The sequence below is a fragment of the Undibacterium cyanobacteriorum genome (genome assembly GCF_031326225.1).
Taxonomy (GTDB): Bacteria; Pseudomonadota; Gammaproteobacteria; order Burkholderiales; family Burkholderiaceae_D; genus Undibacterium; species Undibacterium cyanobacteriorum.
Window position 1 is genome coordinate 2,815,563 of record NZ_CP133720.1, and the last position, 16,429, is coordinate 2,831,991.

Annotated in this window: 15 protein-coding genes; 1 reads left to right on the plus strand and 14 read right to left on the minus strand. The window is 48.7% G+C overall.

Translation table 11 applies throughout. The annotated features are described in order from the left end of the window. The first annotated feature begins 90 nt into the window (after positions 1 to 90). Positions 91 to 753 carry a GntR family transcriptional regulator gene (locus RF679_RS11925; RefSeq protein ID WP_309480853.1) on the plus strand — a complete coding sequence of 221 codons (663 nt, stop codon included), beginning with the start codon at positions 91 to 93 and terminating at the stop codon, positions 751 to 753. A 139-nt stretch (positions 754 to 892) separates the two neighbouring features. Here the strand turns inward: RF679_RS11925 and RF679_RS11930 are convergent, their stop codons facing one another. The 14 genes from RF679_RS11930 to RF679_RS11995 all read right to left on the minus strand — a co-directional run bounded on the left by RF679_RS11930 (position 893) and on the right by RF679_RS11995 (position 16,429). Next, positions 893 to 2,584 carry a M28 family peptidase gene (locus RF679_RS11930; RefSeq protein ID WP_309480854.1) on the minus strand — a complete coding sequence of 564 codons (1,692 nt, stop codon included), beginning with the start codon at positions 2,582 to 2,584 and terminating at the stop codon, positions 893 to 895. A gap of 147 nt (positions 2,585 to 2,731) precedes the next feature. Next, the gene (locus RF679_RS11935) at positions 2,732 to 3,289 is read right to left on the minus strand and encodes a BRO-N domain-containing protein (protein ID WP_309480855.1); all 558 of its coding nucleotides are present in this window, start codon (positions 3,287 to 3,289) and stop codon (positions 2,732 to 2,734) included. 19 nt (positions 3,290 to 3,308) lie between these two features. Beyond that, complete coding sequence (gene ylqF, locus RF679_RS11940; protein WP_309480856.1) at positions 3,309 to 4,244, minus strand: ribosome biogenesis GTPase YlqF; 936 nt, start codon at positions 4,242 to 4,244, stop codon at positions 3,309 to 3,311. A 367-nt stretch (positions 4,245 to 4,611) separates the two neighbouring features. Further along, positions 4,612 to 5,892 (minus strand): tetratricopeptide repeat protein, encoded by a 1,281-nt coding sequence (locus RF679_RS11945; RefSeq protein ID WP_309480857.1) that lies wholly within the window; start codon positions 5,890 to 5,892, stop codon positions 4,612 to 4,614. Then, positions 5,892 to 6,803, minus strand: coding sequence for an ExeA family protein (locus RF679_RS11950; RefSeq protein ID WP_309480858.1), 912 nt, complete (start codon positions 6,801 to 6,803; stop codon positions 5,892 to 5,894). Before RF679_RS11950 ends, RF679_RS11945 begins: the two co-directional genes overlap by 1 nt. A gap of 90 nt (positions 6,804 to 6,893) precedes the next feature. Further along, positions 6,894 to 8,642: a pilus (MSHA type) biogenesis protein MshL gene (gene mshL, locus RF679_RS11955; protein ID WP_309480859.1), complete on the minus strand. Its 1,749-nt coding sequence runs from the start codon at positions 8,640 to 8,642 to the stop codon at positions 6,894 to 6,896. Between the two features lie 48 nt (positions 8,643 to 8,690). Continuing rightward, on the minus strand, positions 8,691 to 9,047 hold the full coding sequence (locus RF679_RS11960) for an MSHA biogenesis protein MshK (protein ID WP_309480860.1): 357 nt from the start codon (positions 9,045 to 9,047) through the stop codon (positions 8,691 to 8,693). Next, positions 9,032 to 9,727 (minus strand): hypothetical protein, encoded by a 696-nt coding sequence (locus RF679_RS11965; RefSeq protein ID WP_309480861.1) that lies wholly within the window; start codon positions 9,725 to 9,727, stop codon positions 9,032 to 9,034. The genes RF679_RS11960 and RF679_RS11965 overlap by 16 nt, the downstream gene beginning before the upstream one ends. Further along, complete coding sequence (locus RF679_RS11970; RefSeq protein WP_309480862.1) at positions 9,724 to 10,392, minus strand: PilN domain-containing protein; 669 nt, start codon at positions 10,390 to 10,392, stop codon at positions 9,724 to 9,726. The genes RF679_RS11965 and RF679_RS11970 overlap by 4 nt, the downstream gene beginning before the upstream one ends. Next, complete coding sequence (locus tag RF679_RS11975; RefSeq protein WP_309480863.1) at positions 10,389 to 11,339, minus strand: agglutinin biogenesis protein MshI; 951 nt, start codon at positions 11,337 to 11,339, stop codon at positions 10,389 to 10,391. Before RF679_RS11975 ends, RF679_RS11970 begins: the two co-directional genes overlap by 4 nt. 123 nt (positions 11,340 to 11,462) lie before the next feature. Next, positions 11,463 to 14,489: a DUF6701 domain-containing protein gene (locus tag RF679_RS11980; RefSeq protein ID WP_309480864.1), complete on the minus strand. Its 3,027-nt coding sequence runs from the start codon at positions 14,487 to 14,489 to the stop codon at positions 11,463 to 11,465. 68 nt (positions 14,490 to 14,557) lie between these two features. After that, a complete protein-coding gene (locus RF679_RS11985; protein ID WP_309480865.1) occupies positions 14,558 to 15,028 on the minus strand; it encodes a hypothetical protein in 471 nt (156 codons plus the stop codon). A gap of 13 nt (positions 15,029 to 15,041) precedes the next feature. Beyond that, positions 15,042 to 15,893: a prepilin-type N-terminal cleavage/methylation domain-containing protein gene (locus RF679_RS11990; RefSeq protein ID WP_309480866.1), complete on the minus strand. Its 852-nt coding sequence runs from the start codon at positions 15,891 to 15,893 to the stop codon at positions 15,042 to 15,044. After that, on the minus strand, positions 15,890 to 16,429 hold the full coding sequence (locus RF679_RS11995) for a prepilin-type N-terminal cleavage/methylation domain-containing protein (protein WP_309480867.1): 540 nt from the start codon (positions 16,427 to 16,429) through the stop codon (positions 15,890 to 15,892). Before RF679_RS11995 ends, RF679_RS11990 begins: the two co-directional genes overlap by 4 nt.

Below are 16,429 nucleotides of genomic sequence, written 5' to 3' on the forward strand. Positions count from 1 at the left end.
TCTGGAATTTACGTGTAAAAGCAAAAGAAAATTGAGGAAAATCATAGGTATAACTTATAATCCAATGATCAATTTCACAACAACCAGCGTATGCCATCTCCCAAAGCTCCATCAAGTACGAAAATGCGTGCGGCTGACGTCGCTTACGATGCCATCGAAAGCATGATCGTCACATTGCAACTCAAGCCAGGTGCACCAATTGTTGAATCGGAATTGATCGAAATTACCGGCTTGGGGCGCACACCTTTGCGTGAAGCTTTGATGCGCATGTCGTCGAATGGTCTGATCGTGCAATTACCGCGTCGCGGCCTGATCGTTAAAGACATCGAAGCGGCCGAACATGTCACCTTGATTGAGACCCGACGCGTGATTGAACGCTTAATTGCCAGCAGCGCCGCCCGCCGCGCGACACCGCAGTTACGCCAAGATATTCTGGCCTGTGGTGAGCAAATGGTTGCCGCCGCCAACAATGGCAAGCTCGAAGAGTTCATGGCTGCTGATCAAGCTCTAGACCACGTGATACACGAAGCGTGTCGCAATCCGTCTGCAGTTGCCGCGGTCATTCCTTTAATCATCAAATGCCGTCGCTTTTGGTACGCATATCAACATGAAGGCGATATGCATGAGGCCGCACGCTGCCACATGCTTTTGGCGAAAGGCATTGCCGAAGGCAATGAAGAAGCCGCGGCCCAAGGTGCTGATAATCTGATGAACTATCTCGAGTCTTACACTCGTAAAGTCATTAACGGCTAAATCTACAGCGCTTCTCTCAAACAAAAACGGCAAGCACTTCCATGCTTGCCGTTTTCTTGTTTAGCTTAAACTTGAATAGCTTAAATGAGACCGCCCTCTACTGATGGTTCAAGCTATCTAAGTTAGGGCTCTGCCTAGCTTATTTTTGTCCAACCTGAGCCTTGACTTGCTCTTCTCTGATCTTTCGGTATGGATCATTCGCATTCCACTGCGGAACCGTCTTCGCATTGGCTAATCGATAGCCGAGCATGAGTGTGAATTCTGCCTGTTGCACCATGCCGCTCAAATCCCAAGTAGGATCATAGCGGTCACGCACGGTGTGATAATCATTCTTAAAATGCTTCATCTTGCGTTCTGAATGCATGTGTTCATGCTCAAACTCAAAATAACCATCTCCCGAGAACACGGCTGACCCCACATTAAAAGCGGGCACACCGGCTCGCGCAAAATTAAAGTGATCGGCCCGATAATAGGCTCCGCCTAAATCAGGCACTGACTTCGCAATGCTTAAGCGCATTTGTCGAGCGACGATTTGCGCATCATGATACAGACTACTGCGTTCACTTCCCGCGACACCGATGTCTTTCGTCTTCCCCACAAAATTCATACTATCTAAATTGAGATCAGCAATCGTGGTCTTCAACGGCCAAGCCGGTGCGCGAGTATAAGCAAGACTCCCGATTAATCCTTGTTCTTCGGCCGCTGGCCATAAGAAAATCTGACTCCGCTTGCTCGGATGTTTTACAGCATATTCGGCCATCGCCAACAAAGCAGCGGCACCACTCGCATTATCGACCGCACCATTCCAAATCTGAGACGGTTTACCCGGCTCTTCAATTTTTCCTAGATGATCCCAATGCGCCGAGTAAATCAAGGCTTCGTTTTTCAACTTGGCGTCCGTACCGGGAACAAGACCGAGTACATTGAATTGCTCCACTTGCCGCACTGTCGAGCGCACCGAAGCGTGCACTCGAATCGGTAATTCTACTGGTACGAAATCGGACTTCTCGGCTTGTGCTCGCAATGCATCGAGATCAATCCCCTGCGTCGCGAAAAATGGTTTGATGCTAGCTTCAGCCCACCAGCCTTCCATCGGATTTCCCGAGCCTGCAAGATGAAAACGTTCGCGTCCAAAACTCGTTTGCGGCACACTCCAGCTATACGCCGCCGAAGCATCAGTATGAATCAAAATAACGCCAGCGACACCGCGCCGCGCTGCCTCTTCAAATTTGTATACCCAGCGACCAAAATAAGTCATCGCTTTGCCGGCAAAACGTTGTGGTTCTAGCTCAGTTGGTTGGGGGTCATTGACCATCATCACCAGCACCTTGCCCCGTACATCGATATTCTTATAGTCATCCCAATTTTCTTCAGGCGCCTTAATACCGTATCCCACAAATATCATCGGAGCATCAATGTCGACCGCTTCTTGTATGCTTGAAGTGGCCAACAAAATCTCGCTTCCTAGCTGTGGCGCATACGCGCCCACCTTGCCTTCAAATCGTATCTGGGTTTCGGGGAGTGTTTTAATTCCCAAAATATTCACTTTGTGCAGATAGGGATTTCGTACATCGGTTGAAATGTTCTGCAACCCCATCAGCTGTAGCTGAGTGGCGATATAGCGCGCAGCTAACTCACCGCCACGTTGTCCGGTGCCTCGACCTTCCAACAAATCGTCCGCCAAATAAGCGAGATGGCTACGCAAAGCCGATTCGCGGACTTTCGGCGCGATTGATCCGCCACTCTTGGATTGAGATTGAGATTGAGATTGAATTTGAGCTTGAATGCGAGCATTAGCTTCAGTTTGTGCTGAAGCCTGAATGCCAACCATAGACAATACAGCGCCTATCATCCAGGCCCATTGTTTTATGCTTTTCCTTCTCACCATTTTTCGCAACTCGATTCTTCTTATTCGGTCTATTTTATTTCTGTTTTATTCATTTCTATCGGCAATCAAACGGACTCACCGCAACGGGCACTAAAGTCCCTTCATAGGATGATTCACAGCTGATCTCGGCATTCGTTTGACGTTCGGCAATGCTTCTTTCAGCAACCACCGTTTGAAACGGATCATAGGATATTTCGCTCTTCTGTCATCCGTACGGCTCTCAAGCAAGCGCATCAAACCGGCCTCAGTGACCGCCATTTCACGACTCTGATCGATCTTGCCGTAGTCACTGCCAAGAGTATCGATTTCCCATTGAGCGAGTTTAGGATCTAGCACTTTTTTGAGATCCCGTAAGGCGACCCACACGATTTCATCGACGAGGTAGAAACGAATCTGGCGTCCATCAAAGGTATAGTATTTGCCATGCCACTGTTGCAGCGCAGACTTCTCACCCCAATACTTAAAGAGCAGCACGAACTCGATGATCTCGCGCGAATACAGTCGCCCCCAAAAGCCAATCGCGATCACCACGCCGATGATGCCGTGACCAGGTTTAATTTTCTCAGCGATCACATAGTAGATATATGAGAGACCAATGCTGAAAACGATTTTGCTGATCAATAGGAGAACGCTGCGCCACTCAATCATTTTGGCCCCAATTTATCTCTTAATCGAGATCTTGCGTATCATCATCACTCATTCCAGTATCGACGCTCTTACCTTGCCCCAATAGGACTGGTGGTACATAGGTCGCCAACAAATGTTCGCGTGATTGAGGTGTTTCAAGACTGATGCGACCGAGCGCACCACTACGATAATCGAGCAACAGCGTATGCGCTGCTTTTTCAAAATCCCAGTCGCCCCCCTTTAAACGATACGCACGTTTCTTCGCTACCGCTTCGATGACAGCCACCGCATCCATCTCTTCAGCGGCAAAGCCATACCGCGCCGATAGCAGCTTAGGATAGGTTTGCAAGAGCCGCTCCGCGAGAAAGGTTGCGACTTCTTCTTCGATCAAGGCATTCACGCCCACGGCATGGCTGGCCGCTAACATCAAACCATCCGTTGGATGCTCAATCTTGGGCCACAACATCCCAGGTGTGTCGGTCAAAATCATGTTTTTACCGAGATACAAACGTTGCTGGGTTTTCGTCACGGCGGGCTCGTCACCTACATTTGCCACACGCTTCTTCAATAAAGCATTCATGAGAGTCGACTTACCGACGTTGGGAATCCCCATGATCATCATGCGCAATGGCTTGGTTGGCACACCGCGATGTGGAGCTAATTCAAGCGCATAGCCAGGAATCTTCGCAACATCTGCTGGCTTTTTGCAACTAATCGCCACGGCCTTAACGCCTTTTTGCGCGTTGTAGTATTCCATCCACGCTTTGGTCGCATGAGGATCAGCTAAATCACTCTTGTTCAAAATTTTGAGGCACGGCCGTTGACGTGCTGAGCGCAGCTGCTCCACCATCGGATTGCAACTCGCTTGTGGAATACGAGCATCCAAAACCTCAATCACGAGATCAGTACTCTCCATTGACTCCGCAGCCTTCTTGCGGGCTGCGTTCATGTGACCGGGGAACCATTGTATCGACATACTTCTTCAACTTTTCAAAATAGCTTTCGCAGTCAGTCTGCCTAAAGCACAGCACTGGCGCAAAATCGTAATCAATGTAATCTGATGCGTTTATAGGATTGCGGAGGTCGAAGTGGCTAGGCCTCATGAGGCCGAATTTCGACATCACCATCGAGAGCGATCAAACTAAAAGATCGTTCTGAGCAATCAAAGAGCGGGAATTCCCTCTATTTTACGGGTTTGAGAGGAACAAAGCCGTGTTTATCTGAAATCGGCCAGCAAAAAAAGCTGAAAACAGGCACATCGATAACAAAATGACTAGATAAACAGTCTGTTTGATGGCATGAATCTCAAAAAAGCGAGCTGCTTATAAGACCTCAATGTAAATCTATTTCTGCAATTGGCTGATACGTTGATCGACAAATGCGATCAAATCTGCGCCTAAGCCAGGTTGGAGTTTCGCCTGTTGAAAGGCTTCTATCGCCTCTTTGCTATTACCATCAGCCTGCAACGAAATCCCGAGCCCCATCCACCAGACGCCATTCTGTGAATGCCGCTCCAACGCCGAACGATAATAGGCGATGGCTTCTTTGTGATGGTTTAGCTTCTGCTGGAGCGCGGCGATAAAAGCCAAATAGTCCGGCCTATCCTGCGCAAAAGCTACTGATTTTTGCAGGACTTCTACCGCCTCATTGAGTTTCGCGCGTTCGACCAAGATCCGCGCCAATACCATAGCAAAATTCACTTGATGTGAGTCCAATGCCAGGCCAGCTCGCAATTCACGTATCGCATCATCATAGCGTTTGCTGTCGAGCATCAAGGAAACCAATAACTGGCGAGCAGGCATATGCGTTTGATCAAGGATCAGAGCACGTTGCAGCGCTTGAATCGCTTCAGTATTTCGCCCTTGCTGTTGATACACCGTTGCTTGTTTAAATTCGCTCTCTGCTTTTTGTTGCGGGGAGACTTCTTTGACCATGACCGGCGCAGGGGCTGGTAAGCGCTCCATTGCGTTTGCATTGTTAGCTTCTGCAGCGAGTTTCGTGACCGGCTTATCGGATGCGTTTAATTTCGACTGTGCACCCTCATCTTTCTTGGCAATGGCCTGCACCGATGTCTGCACCGACTCAGGCGTTGAACTTGATTTGCTTACGATGGCAACGACTTCGGTTTGTTTGTCTGGCTGTTTAATTTCAAGCTTCTCGGGTGCTTTCTCTCCTGCTCGATCGACACGCTTCTCAATCGACGACTGGCTCTGAAGTTCACCACCGCTTGGCGATGTCGAGATCGAGGTCGCAGGGGGCGCAGAATCTACAGGCATCGACGTTTTTGCTGGCATTGAATCAAGATCTCTCGGCGTACTGATATCGGTACTCAGCCTCAACAGCAAAGGCAACTGCGCCACCTCTGGCCCAAGTTCGACCTTACTTTGTGGCGGCTGCGAGCCATTGGTTTGCACTAGATTTGTTTGCCCACCGAATTGACGATAGGCGAGATAAGCAAGTCCGATCATCACCAGTACGAGTATCGCAAATTTCCATGATCGTCCACTTGACCTCGCCAATGGATCACCATATTGCACGTATTGGGCAGACGACGATTCCTCAGATTTCCCCTCGGCTTTGCGTTTTTCCAAATCCTGCAACATTTGATTGATCAAACTCACCATCAACCTCCAGCAATCTTGCTCAACCAGAACTGGCTGGCAATGATCAACAAAACAGACAGCAATGCCCCACCCGCAATGAGTTTTTTGGATACCTTCAACAAAGGGGCGGACTCAGTATCCTTGAGCGCTAACAGCACATCGCGTGTATTCACGAAACGACGCCCTGCGCCATACGCCAACATCAAGGCCTTGTTAGCGAGAATATTTGTCATTCGTGGAATACCACGGCTTCCTAACCAAAGTGCAAAAGATGCGGTTCGGCTAAACAAACGAAGTTCGCTGTAACCAGCGATACGCAATCGATGATTGATATAGAAGACCGTTTCTTCCCAACTCAAAGAACGCAAACGATAGTGGAAGGTAATGCGCTGCGCCAACTGACGAATCTCCGCGCGCGCTAAGCGGCGATCTAACTCTGGTTGTCCGAACAAAATGATCTGCAGCAGCTTGCGCTTTTCAGTTTCCAAATTACTGAGTAATCGCAGCGCTTCTAAGGTTTCAATCGGAAGTGCTTGGGCCTCGTCAATACACAACACCACACGTTTCTCTTGCTCGGCGTATTCCAATAAACGGTGATTGATCGCTCGCAGTAACTCGTGTTGTTCAACGCCAGAAGAAGGAGTCACGCCCAATTCCTCCGCCACATTCAACAAAAGTGTACGCGGCTCGACCAAAGGATTGGGAATATAAGCGCTGACAAATTCTGGCCCGAGAGTCTTTAGAAACTGTCGGCAAAGCAAAGTTTTACCAGTGCCGACTTCGCCAGTGATCTTGATAAAGCCCTCTCCGTTTTGCGCTGCGATCATCAGAGTATTGAGGGCTTCGCGATGGCTACCGAACGAAAAGAAAAAAGACGTGTCTGGTGTGATACCGAACGGTGTTTCAGTTAAACCAAAAAAAGTTTGATACATAAATACCGCGCCATCGCTTCAGATCTACATTGCTTGTAGCCTGCCATTCTATTCAAACATTTTCATCTAAATAGAGACTACGTTGATCAATTAGTTTTCTCGTTTTTCAATGCGACCACGTGGCTCTAAGTCCTCGATACGGCGTTGGCTTTCTAAAATATCTTGATCCCAGCCATGGTCGCCATCGACGATGGTTGGCTTAATCAGAATGACGAGCTCGCGTTTCTGCGTTACTTGGTTAGTATTGCGGAACAAGCCTCCCAACAATGGCACTTCGCCTGCTCCCGGCACTTGCGAACGATCATTCACATTCGCTTGACGCATTAAGCCACCAATCGCGACGATCTTGCCATTTTGCCCGCGCACCACGCTATCGGTCTCTGAAATATCGCTAGAAGCTAATGGCAATACAATCGTACCCGCCGATCCGGCATTGACCGTCTTTTCAACAGTGGAGACCTTGCTGACAGAGGGATGCACATGCAAAGTGATATTCCCTGATTCATCAATCTGCGGTGTCACATCTAAAGCAACGCCGGAGAAAAATGGCATCACGTCGACGCTCACGGTCGGCGAAGTATTTCCACTCGTACTAGTCGTACCAGGCGTCGTTTTTAGGTTCGTGACGAAGAATTCATCCTTCCCCACTTTCAATACCGCCTTTTGATTGTTCAAAGTGGCAATACGTGGGCTGGACAATACATGTACAGTTCCCTGCGATTCTAGGAAGGATAGCAATGCAGAGAAATTCGCAGTTTGAAATGCCAAACCAAACAAAGAGCCCGCCGCGCGTGAAGCCGCGTACAGATTATTACCGACACTGGTGGATCCCAGACCAGTGTCATCCGTATAGATGCGCGAAGTACTCAACGCAGATCCCGGCGACATAAAGCCGATCGAACCAACTCTGCTAGAGCCAGCTTTCGGAGTCGCAAACGATGCCCAATTAATCCCAGTTTGAAATTGACTATTCAATTCCACCTCGAGAATTTTCGCCTCCAGGATGACTTGACGATCAACTGACAATTGAGTCGCTTTTAAGTAGGCGGCGACGTTGCGAATTTCATCCGACATGGCACGTACGACCACCACGCCCGACTGAGGATTAATCACTACTTGACGCCCGTTATGGCCACTATTGATCAGAATTTCGAGCGAAGTTTTCAGTTCCGACCAGAAATCACTGACCGAGCTTGTATTGATTTTGCTGGAAGTTAAGCTTTGACGAGAGTTATTAGATCCGCCTGATCCAGCATTATCACCATTGTTTTGATTATTTTGATTGTTCTGATTTTGATTGTTCCCCGTCGCCACAACATCGGCAACCGAACCTGAGGTCACCCGTGTATCGGAGCTACCCTTACGTACCGAGGCTAAATAATTAATTTGAAAAACACGCGTTTGCATTGTTAAAGGGCGCACATAAATTCGTGTTCCTTCAACGCGATACTCATAGCCGTACATGTCACGAATCGCATCGAGCGCTTCAAACAGTGTGACATCTTTTAAGTTAGCGGAAATATTACCGGTTACCTCGGGGTGCACCAACATGTTATAGGGTGTTCCCGCAACGATCGCCATGAAAAATTGCCCCGCTGGCGCATTGCTAAAATTGAGATTAAAACGTTCTTCTAGCGGTTTTCTTACCGGAGGTAACTCGGCATTCAGCGCCGGCAATAAGGATGCAGATACTTTCTCGGCGTCAGCCGCTTTTACGTTCGAGGCTTTAGCCTTCTCCATCTCGCTCTTAATCAGGTCGTAAGTCTCTTGCCGTGAAGGCGGAATGGCACAACCAGCCAGAGCCAATGCTATCACCACAATCCAATTCATTTTTTTCATTTTCAACCTTCTTTTACCAAACCATCGCGGTTCATATATCATCGCTGTTTAGTTCATTTTCTTTGCGCTGCGTACTATCTTCTTATCCACTTCAGGAAACAATTTGAGTACCTGTAGTTCTCGGCCGCGTTTCAATACGGCTTCAGTCTCAGTTAATTTCACTAAGACCTGGTCGCCGAACTGTGCGTTTAATCGTACGGTCTTTCCATCAATTACAGCAAACTTTCTCGTCGGAGAGATGAGTACCGATTGCAAAACCGGCACATGTTCAAGTTCTTCGGCTGCGCTTCCTTGCATCGAGGCGATCGCAGGACGGGTAGGATCGCGCAAATCTTGAGCCGAGGCGACCACAGTCACAGAAAACGATGCAAGCACAACCAGCAGCAGCTTTAGAGATCTAACCATTTTTTCTCCTGACTGATGGTAAATACACGCAAGCTCAAACGCGACTGAGGATATTCCACGACACGCAGATAAATTTTTCCCCAATATAAACGCTGTTGCATGGCCTCGAGGCTTTTCAAATAACTCAGCATATCCAGGTAGTTCCCCTCAAACACGAGCTCAACTTCATGTTTGAAAAGACCAATTTCGTTTGCATTATTCGCATTTGCGACAGGTATAGACGCACTACCTTCTGCCACAGGCTCGATCACACGCAGAACATTTTCAACTGGCAACGACTTTAGCGAAATCAATCGTAAGTTTTTGTTGCGACTTAAGACTTGTTCTAAGAGCTCATTCATCTTTTCAGCTGGCACCAAACGCTCTTCGAATTTCGCCAATTCAGTTCGCAAGATCTGCAACTGTTTCTTTTGTTCAGAAATCTGGTGCTTTACTTCATAGTCGATGTCAGCAAACTTACCCGCTTTCAAGCTATCGAGTTCGATCTGACTCGTTTGCGAGAGGGTCACGTTCTGTTGATCTTTTTGCTCAGCGAGTTTCATTTTCTTTTGCATCGGCGACCAAATCAGGTTCAATGCAATCAGAATAAATGTGGTGACTAAAATCGCAAAAATGAAGACGCGTTCACGTTCCGAACGCGCATCAATTTTCGTCGCAAGTTTTTTCAATTTTTCCATCATGGCTGCTTCGTCCCAACTTCCTTCTTATCGCCCTGTTCGATGGTATGAAACTCAAAATCGATAAAGGGGGCAAGAGTAGGCTTCTGCTTTTCCTGCGCCCCAGCTGGCGCCTCTACTGTCGGACGTTGCAAATCCAGTGCAGCAAAAGCTTTGCCTTTCATGACTTTTTCACGCTTGAGCTGATTCACAAATTGCGGAACAAGATCCGCCTGCAAAGTACGCCCGTGAATACTGAGTCGATCACCAAAGGTATCGAAGTCGAAACCAGTCAACCAAACGCGATCTGGAATCTGGCGTGCGAAAGCAGACATATACTCGGAAAAACCATCCGTGTTTCCAAGCTGATTACTCCCTAACATATCGACCGCTTTTCGACGCTGCTTGATTTCATCTTGGATGTCTTTGAGTTCTTGTGCCAGACGAGGATCGTGGGTGGGCATCACGAGGCCCGTCTTCAACTGAGTCAACTCCGTTTGAACCTTGACCAAGTGCAGTGCGCTCGACGCTTCTCTCTTGCTCAGTTCATGAAAACGCCATTGCAAAGCAGCCCACAATATCACTAGGCACACACTCGCAACCACACTCAGCAGCCCCAAACTACTGGCCGAGTACAAGCTGGGCTTCTCAAGCAAACTCTCGTTGAAAAGATTGATCTGCTGACTCATGCTGGCCTCGCTTCAACGCGCATTGCAGCACCGATGATGTCAAAGAATTTCTGCTGTTGATCACTACTTTTCATTTCAGGAATTTGGCCCAAATCGATCACGTTTGAAAGATCAAACGTCTCGATGGGTAAGTATAAATTCGTCGAAAGAAAACTTTGCAGAGCAGGTGTCACATCTCCCATTGGAGCCAATAACAACTTGGTATTCGTGATGTAATTATGTTGCCGCTCAAAGTGATCGAGTGAGCGCTGAAGTTCCAGTGAGACTCTTTCAAAAACGTAGTTCTGCGCTTCTTTATCTGGATTTCGTAGTTGCTCTAAATTGATGTCGATCCGTCTTGAAAGATAAAGTTCACCACCAAAACTCAAAGTCAGCAAACCTCCATTGGCGTCGAAGGACAGCATAGCCAAGCCACGCCCGGGCGTCTCAAGTTTTGCAGAAATATTTCGTTGTGCCATTTCAGGGATATCAATTACCGTCAACTTCAGTTTGGCGGCCATGACATCTGTCTGCAGTTTCTTAATAATTTGATTCTTTGCGACTACCACCATGGAGGACTGATTGCGACCACCTGCGGCAGGATCGCCGGGGATCTTTAACACATCAACGGTCGCCTCGCCGACTGGGAAATCCAACATATCTTTGACGCGCCACTTCACAGCTGAGCGCAGTTCCGTCTCGGGAACATTCAGAGCTTCAATTGCCAAGATTTGATACTCACCTTGCTTCAAAAGCATGCTCACTGGCTTTCCTTTAACCGGCGCCTCTCGCATCAAGCGTTCCAACAATGTGGTGTGGTTCGCCTCGGTGCCCGGAAAAAAGGACAAGTAACGCAAGATCGGTTTCAAGGCGGAGTCGTGCTGAACAATGGCGCAATACAAGCCATCGTGCCCAAGGCAGATCGCTATATTTTCAGCATTCTGTTTACTTTTTGAAAACAATCCCATGCATGTAACCCATTTTCCTCATCTTGCTTGACGTTAAGATAATATGCCACTGTTGTCAATCATTCTTCTTATTGGTGTTGTCAGTCCGTCTCTCACATCACTCTAAACAAAGGTGTCGCTCCCTCAATGATTTTCACGTGTGTAGATAAACTCATTGGCTTTCTTGTAAATGCCAAAATTGACTCGGGCTTTTGGATTGGTATTACCCGTTCCAAGCCAATTGAATTGCAACCACGGTTTGCCCAAAGTGACTGCTGCCGAACCACTGCCACCAACAGAAACGCATTGATTACCTGAAGCGCTACCTAAATTCAATGTGACGTCCGCAAATCCATTGTTGCCGACACCTGGTGCACTCAGTCGAACCGGATTCACGCTCACCGCCGTTTCACAAGCTGCCAGATTATTCGGCTTGGCTGTCGTACCCGCTGGAAAAGTGAAAGAGAAACTATTAGCGAAATTTGTCGCCGATGGAAAGGTACAAGCTGTATCGAGTGTATTGATGGTCCAGCCAGCGCTACTACCAGCCCAATACTCGATGCGCACTGGAATCGGCAAAGCTAATCTTTCGCTGCCATAAGCATTACTCAGTTTTACTCGTCCTTGCCGCATCTTGGTATTGATCATCGTCTTCGCTGTGCATGTGCCGCTACTGGTCCCAGCGGTATCGGCGGTACAAGCGGTCGTGCTGGCTTGCATGTCACGGTCGAACATCTTCACACCATCGGATTCCGTTGTCGCAAGTCCAATCGCCAACGCATCGTAGGGGCCATCCGGGCTTGCTGCCTTCGTAAAGCTCGACGCAGAAAATAGATATTGCCCTCCCAGCCAACTTGCCGCGGAGGTTGTCAAACGAGAAGGCGCAATGGCTACACCGCTATTGGCATTTTCCATCTCGACGGATACCACGGCCTTCCCGAATATTCCTGTGTAGTTAAAGGTACGACCATTTGCCGCATTACGCCCTTCAAGAGTCACATTGAGATTCAATGGCTGATCCATGTAGGTAAAGCCTGTACATGGTTCTACCCAAGACACGGGCACCATACTTAGATGATCTGGAATAAAACGACCGAAATGATTGCTGACCGAGGTATTCCCGAACTTACAGCCGTACTTTCCGCCTACTAGGGTATTTGAGGCATCGTTAGTACAATCTCCATTCGCAATATCACTCGATAGTGCAGCAAAGGTATCGTCATAGACTCCTTGCGCTTTAAAGCGGAAATACCCCACTTCGTCGTATGTGAATGCCGCGCCACTTGCACCATTGCCACTAGCCGCACTGGCCGCCGTTGTAAACGAACCTGCGAGCGTTCCTGTACCTGGAGTTGCGCGCCCACTGGCTGGTACGCTCGTCCATTCTAGTAAAGCAGGATTGATCTTTGGTGTGCCGTTGTAGCCAACCACCCCAGTATCGGCAGTCAAACTGAAGTTAGCTCCAGCTTTGACGATGGGCGTATTGGTGGCGCTACCTCCACTATTATCTGCATTGGCGGTCGAGCTAATACTGCTAATTGCGCTAGGCCTTACCGTGAAACTATCTGAAGAACAAGCGGTGACCGTCGTTTCTCTCACTCGACAGCGGAGTTTTCCATAGGCATTCGCCAATGCCAGATTACTAGCAATCGTCTTGCGACCGCTATCGCTTGCCGCAAAGGTGAGTGCTTGTGTGGTACCAGCAAGAGCCGTCGCCGCAGTACAGGCTGGGGCAGTCGAATCATCATACAGTTCGACGTTGACCGACCCCGCATAGCCAGTTGCGATCGCACCACCGACTCCAATCGCAACCACATCAAAACGGAAACCCGTATTCACCAGCTTAGTGTAGAGAGGGTTACGATTCGATGCTGTCACTGGCGTGTTGTACGGCAGACCTGTTTCTAAGCATTCAAAACCGGTCACACACGGGGTGTTCGTAATAGTGAAGGAACAGCTTTGTGCTGCGGTACCACTTGCATTGGTACATTTGGTTCCGTTCAGAGGAACGCTACTTAATCCAGTCGCCGCCAGAGTGTAAGTCCCGGCCGATGCCGCCGTCGGCTGCATCACTACTGTCGCAGTCGTTGCACTACTACCTAAGGTGAAAGTGGAAGGTGTAAAAGTTGCACCGGTCGCTGCAGGGATAAAAGCTAAACTACCTGTTAGTGTACCTGTATTGACGATATTTAGAGGCGGACAAGGTACAGTTGAAGAAGTGCATGCGAGCACAACAAAATTTTCAGGGCATTGTGTAGTACTACCATCATGGCGAATCTCAATGTGGTCATAGGGAGGCACCGTTGTCGAGCCGATCACAAAATCATAACTGAAGGTGTACGTACCCGGCGCTGTAAAGTCGTAAGCGATTCCGATCCCGGTATCTTGCAAAGTGGTGGTAATCGTATTGCTCATCGCTGCGCTTTGCAGGACGGAACAATTTGGAGCACCGTTCACAAAGAACGTACTCCATCCAGCCGCGCAATAACTGCTGAATGTACCAACGCGCTCGCGAAAAGATTCGACAATCGTGCCCGAGGTTGGCAAGGCGGTGCTGGTCGGACACGGGGTCGCTCCCCCAAGACTCGAATAAGTTCCAACAATGCGTTTTGAGCCAGCAACATTCACGCCGCACCCACTATCGCTACCACCGAGATAGGTGTCAAACACATGGTAATACCGCACAGGATTGGCAGCACTGACTGGATAAGCCGCAGGAATAGTCAGAGTCACCTCGGCCGTAAGAAAGTCTAGTGGTGTCGTGTATTTCCAAACCACAGTCACTTGCGGGCCGCTTGCAATCCCAAAGTTTGAGGTGGCGCTTTGCTGCACCCCCGCGGTAGCTGGATTGGCTGGTGTCACTGCGCTAATCGACGATGTGCTATACATCCCCCCAGTCGGATTGAAAGTCGTTACTGTATGCGATGGCCCATAAACCAGTCCATTTCCTCGAATAAAAATGCCATTATCTAAGTTGTTACTTGGAGGAATAGCAGTCGGACTATAAACCTGACCAGTATTATTCAACCTCCTTACTTGGATCTTCGTCGTATTCTCAATATAAAAATGAAGCCCATTGGTGGCCGTTGTACCGCCCGTGCTATTCAGTTCGACCACCTGTGCCGATGCTAGTGAATTCACGAGCAATAGCACGAAGAATACCAAAACCATCAACAATAGTCCTTGGCTCTTCTTCCAAATTTGCTCAAATTCCGCACAGTTCACTTTAGATCTCCAATTCAACTACAGACGGCATCGGTTGCAGGACCAATTCTGCAGGTCGCAATTCGCGCAGTCAGCTGACGTTCCACATAATCCGGTGAAGGCAAACTGCCAGAAGTCGCAGTTGCCGTAATTTGATATACACGAATCGTGTTAGTTCCTTCGGTCGTAGTCGTCACCGAACACGAAACATTTACCGAAAAATTTTGCAATGCGCCCGCAAATGCTGGCGTCCCCATGGCACCGGTGCAGTTGTAGGGTGCTGTCACTGCCACATTATTTTCCGGAGACATTATTTGATACGTCCCCCACTCTATTCCTGCCTTCGCTGCGTAATAGGCTCGCGCACCTTGTACGTCACGATTCGAGTTGGTTTGCTGGCCAACATACATTGAGACCATCACGGCCGCGAGCGAGGCCAACACGACCAGAATAAAGATGGCTACCACAATTGAAAAGCCAGATTGTTTAGAACGTAGCCTATGCATGACTTTGAATCCTCTACGGAACATTGTTGACGTTGACATCGTAGTATAAATTCACGCTCTCACTAGTCTGCATGACACTCTTAGCAAGCGTTAGTCTGATAGAGACGAGCCCCGTCCTCTCGCGCACGCCGGGATCATAGGTGAACTGACATGCACTCACATTTTGTGCGACCACTGGCGATGTACCGATCGCGGCACAAGCCGTTGGTTCGGGGTAGACGAAACCGTATCCCGAAACACGATAAAGGCGCCCCGTACCGTTACCTTTGGCGTCAACACCAACGCCAGAGCATACATATGAAACCGCTTGTTCTGTGCCTGAAACCAATTGAAACTTCTTACCTGGTGATTCAAACGGAAACTGTTTGCTACCAAAACTCAAAAAACTTGTGGTACTGAGATTATTCAGACTCACTCGATTATCGGCGGACGCGTACGCATCTGCAACTGGGATTCCCAAATTATAAATCACCAGAAAATCACCGGGACTGGGTGTCGCTGCAAGCGGACCAATCACATCAAAACCCGTGATCGCTTGCGTGGTGGTGAACGCATTTCCACCGCCAGTGCTGTTGGTCGCGCTTCGATATCGCCCACCGTCATAGGCCGGAATAAATTCAATACAGCCGCTGTTGGCAGAGCGAACTGAATTGGGAATCGCCAAATGCAGCTCGCGTGAAATTCGACGCGCAGCGGTGTCCGCGGTATCACTGAGCTCTATCCTCAAACCGAGATCTTGATATTGTTGCACCCGACCACTCAAGAATAAACCTGCAATACCTGCAATGATTCCAAGAATGACGATCACGATAATGGCTTCAACCAGAGTGAACCCAGATTGGATCGAACGAAGACGAAACTTCATGGTACGACCCTCGGCGCATAACGATAACGATAACCGGTCAGCGTGATACTCGTTCCGCCATTAGTGACCGTTACATCGATACGAATTTCATCGCCAGATTGAATTTCAGAGATAGTCGCTGAGTAGCTCCCTAAACCTGAAATCAAATTATTTTGGATATCCCGAATTCCGGTCATACTAAATCCATGATAATCGCCAACGTTATCGAATCGCGGCTCCGCATAACGCGTCTCACCGGCGGTTGGCCCTAAGCCTTGTGGCGTTGAAGCACAAGCTGCTGTCGAGGTCGCGGTGGTGGCGTTTGCATCATCAGGATCGCAATACGTAAACGCTTGCAGTTGCACTTCCTCGAGCAGTGACTCGGCAATGGCGAGTGCTTGTTTCGTCCTGACAGGATCGGTTCCACTGACCGTGGTCAAGTTCATCAGCGAAATGATCCCGACAATCGCAATACCAACGATCACAATAAAGATAATCGTTTCAATCAAGGTAAAGCCGAGTTCGTGATTTCGTCCACGCGAGCTAAAGGGACTCAA

Excerpts from the sequence above, each read along its gene's own strand:
- RF679_RS11925 (WP_309480853.1), top strand. The coding sequence starts at position 91 with ATGCCATCTCCCAAAGCTCCATCAAGTACGAAAATGCGTGCGGCTGAC.
- RF679_RS11930 (WP_309480854.1), bottom strand. The coding sequence starts at position 2,584 with ATGGTTGGCATTCAGGCTTCAGCACAAACTGAAGCTAATGCTCGCATT.
- RF679_RS11935 (WP_309480855.1), bottom strand. The coding sequence starts at position 3,289 with ATGATTGAGTGGCGCAGCGTTCTCCTATTGATCAGCAAAATCGTTTTC.
- ylqF (WP_309480856.1), bottom strand. The coding sequence starts at position 4,244 with ATGTCGATACAATGGTTCCCCGGTCACATGAACGCAGCCCGCAAGAAG.
- RF679_RS11945 (WP_309480857.1), bottom strand. The coding sequence starts at position 5,892 with ATGGTGAGTTTGATCAATCAAATGTTGCAGGATTTGGAAAAACGCAAA.
- RF679_RS11950 (WP_309480858.1), bottom strand. The coding sequence starts at position 6,803 with ATGTATCAAACTTTTTTTGGTTTAACTGAAACACCGTTCGGTATCACA.
- mshL (WP_309480859.1), bottom strand. The coding sequence starts at position 8,642 with ATGAAAAAAATGAATTGGATTGTGGTGATAGCATTGGCTCTGGCTGGT.
- RF679_RS11960 (WP_309480860.1), bottom strand. The coding sequence starts at position 9,047 with ATGGTTAGATCTCTAAAGCTGCTGCTGGTTGTGCTTGCATCGTTTTCT.
- RF679_RS11965 (WP_309480861.1), bottom strand. The coding sequence starts at position 9,727 with ATGATGGAAAAATTGAAAAAACTTGCGACGAAAATTGATGCGCGTTCG.
- RF679_RS11970 (WP_309480862.1), bottom strand. The coding sequence starts at position 10,392 with ATGAGTCAGCAGATCAATCTTTTCAACGAGAGTTTGCTTGAGAAGCCC.
- RF679_RS11975 (WP_309480863.1), bottom strand. The coding sequence starts at position 11,339 with ATGGGATTGTTTTCAAAAAGTAAACAGAATGCTGAAAATATAGCGATC.
- RF679_RS11980 (WP_309480864.1), bottom strand. The coding sequence starts at position 14,489 with ATGGTTTTGGTATTCTTCGTGCTATTGCTCGTGAATTCACTAGCATCG.
- RF679_RS11985 (WP_309480865.1), bottom strand. The coding sequence starts at position 15,028 with ATGCATAGGCTACGTTCTAAACAATCTGGCTTTTCAATTGTGGTAGCC.
- RF679_RS11990 (WP_309480866.1), bottom strand. The coding sequence starts at position 15,893 with ATGAAGTTTCGTCTTCGTTCGATCCAATCTGGGTTCACTCTGGTTGAA.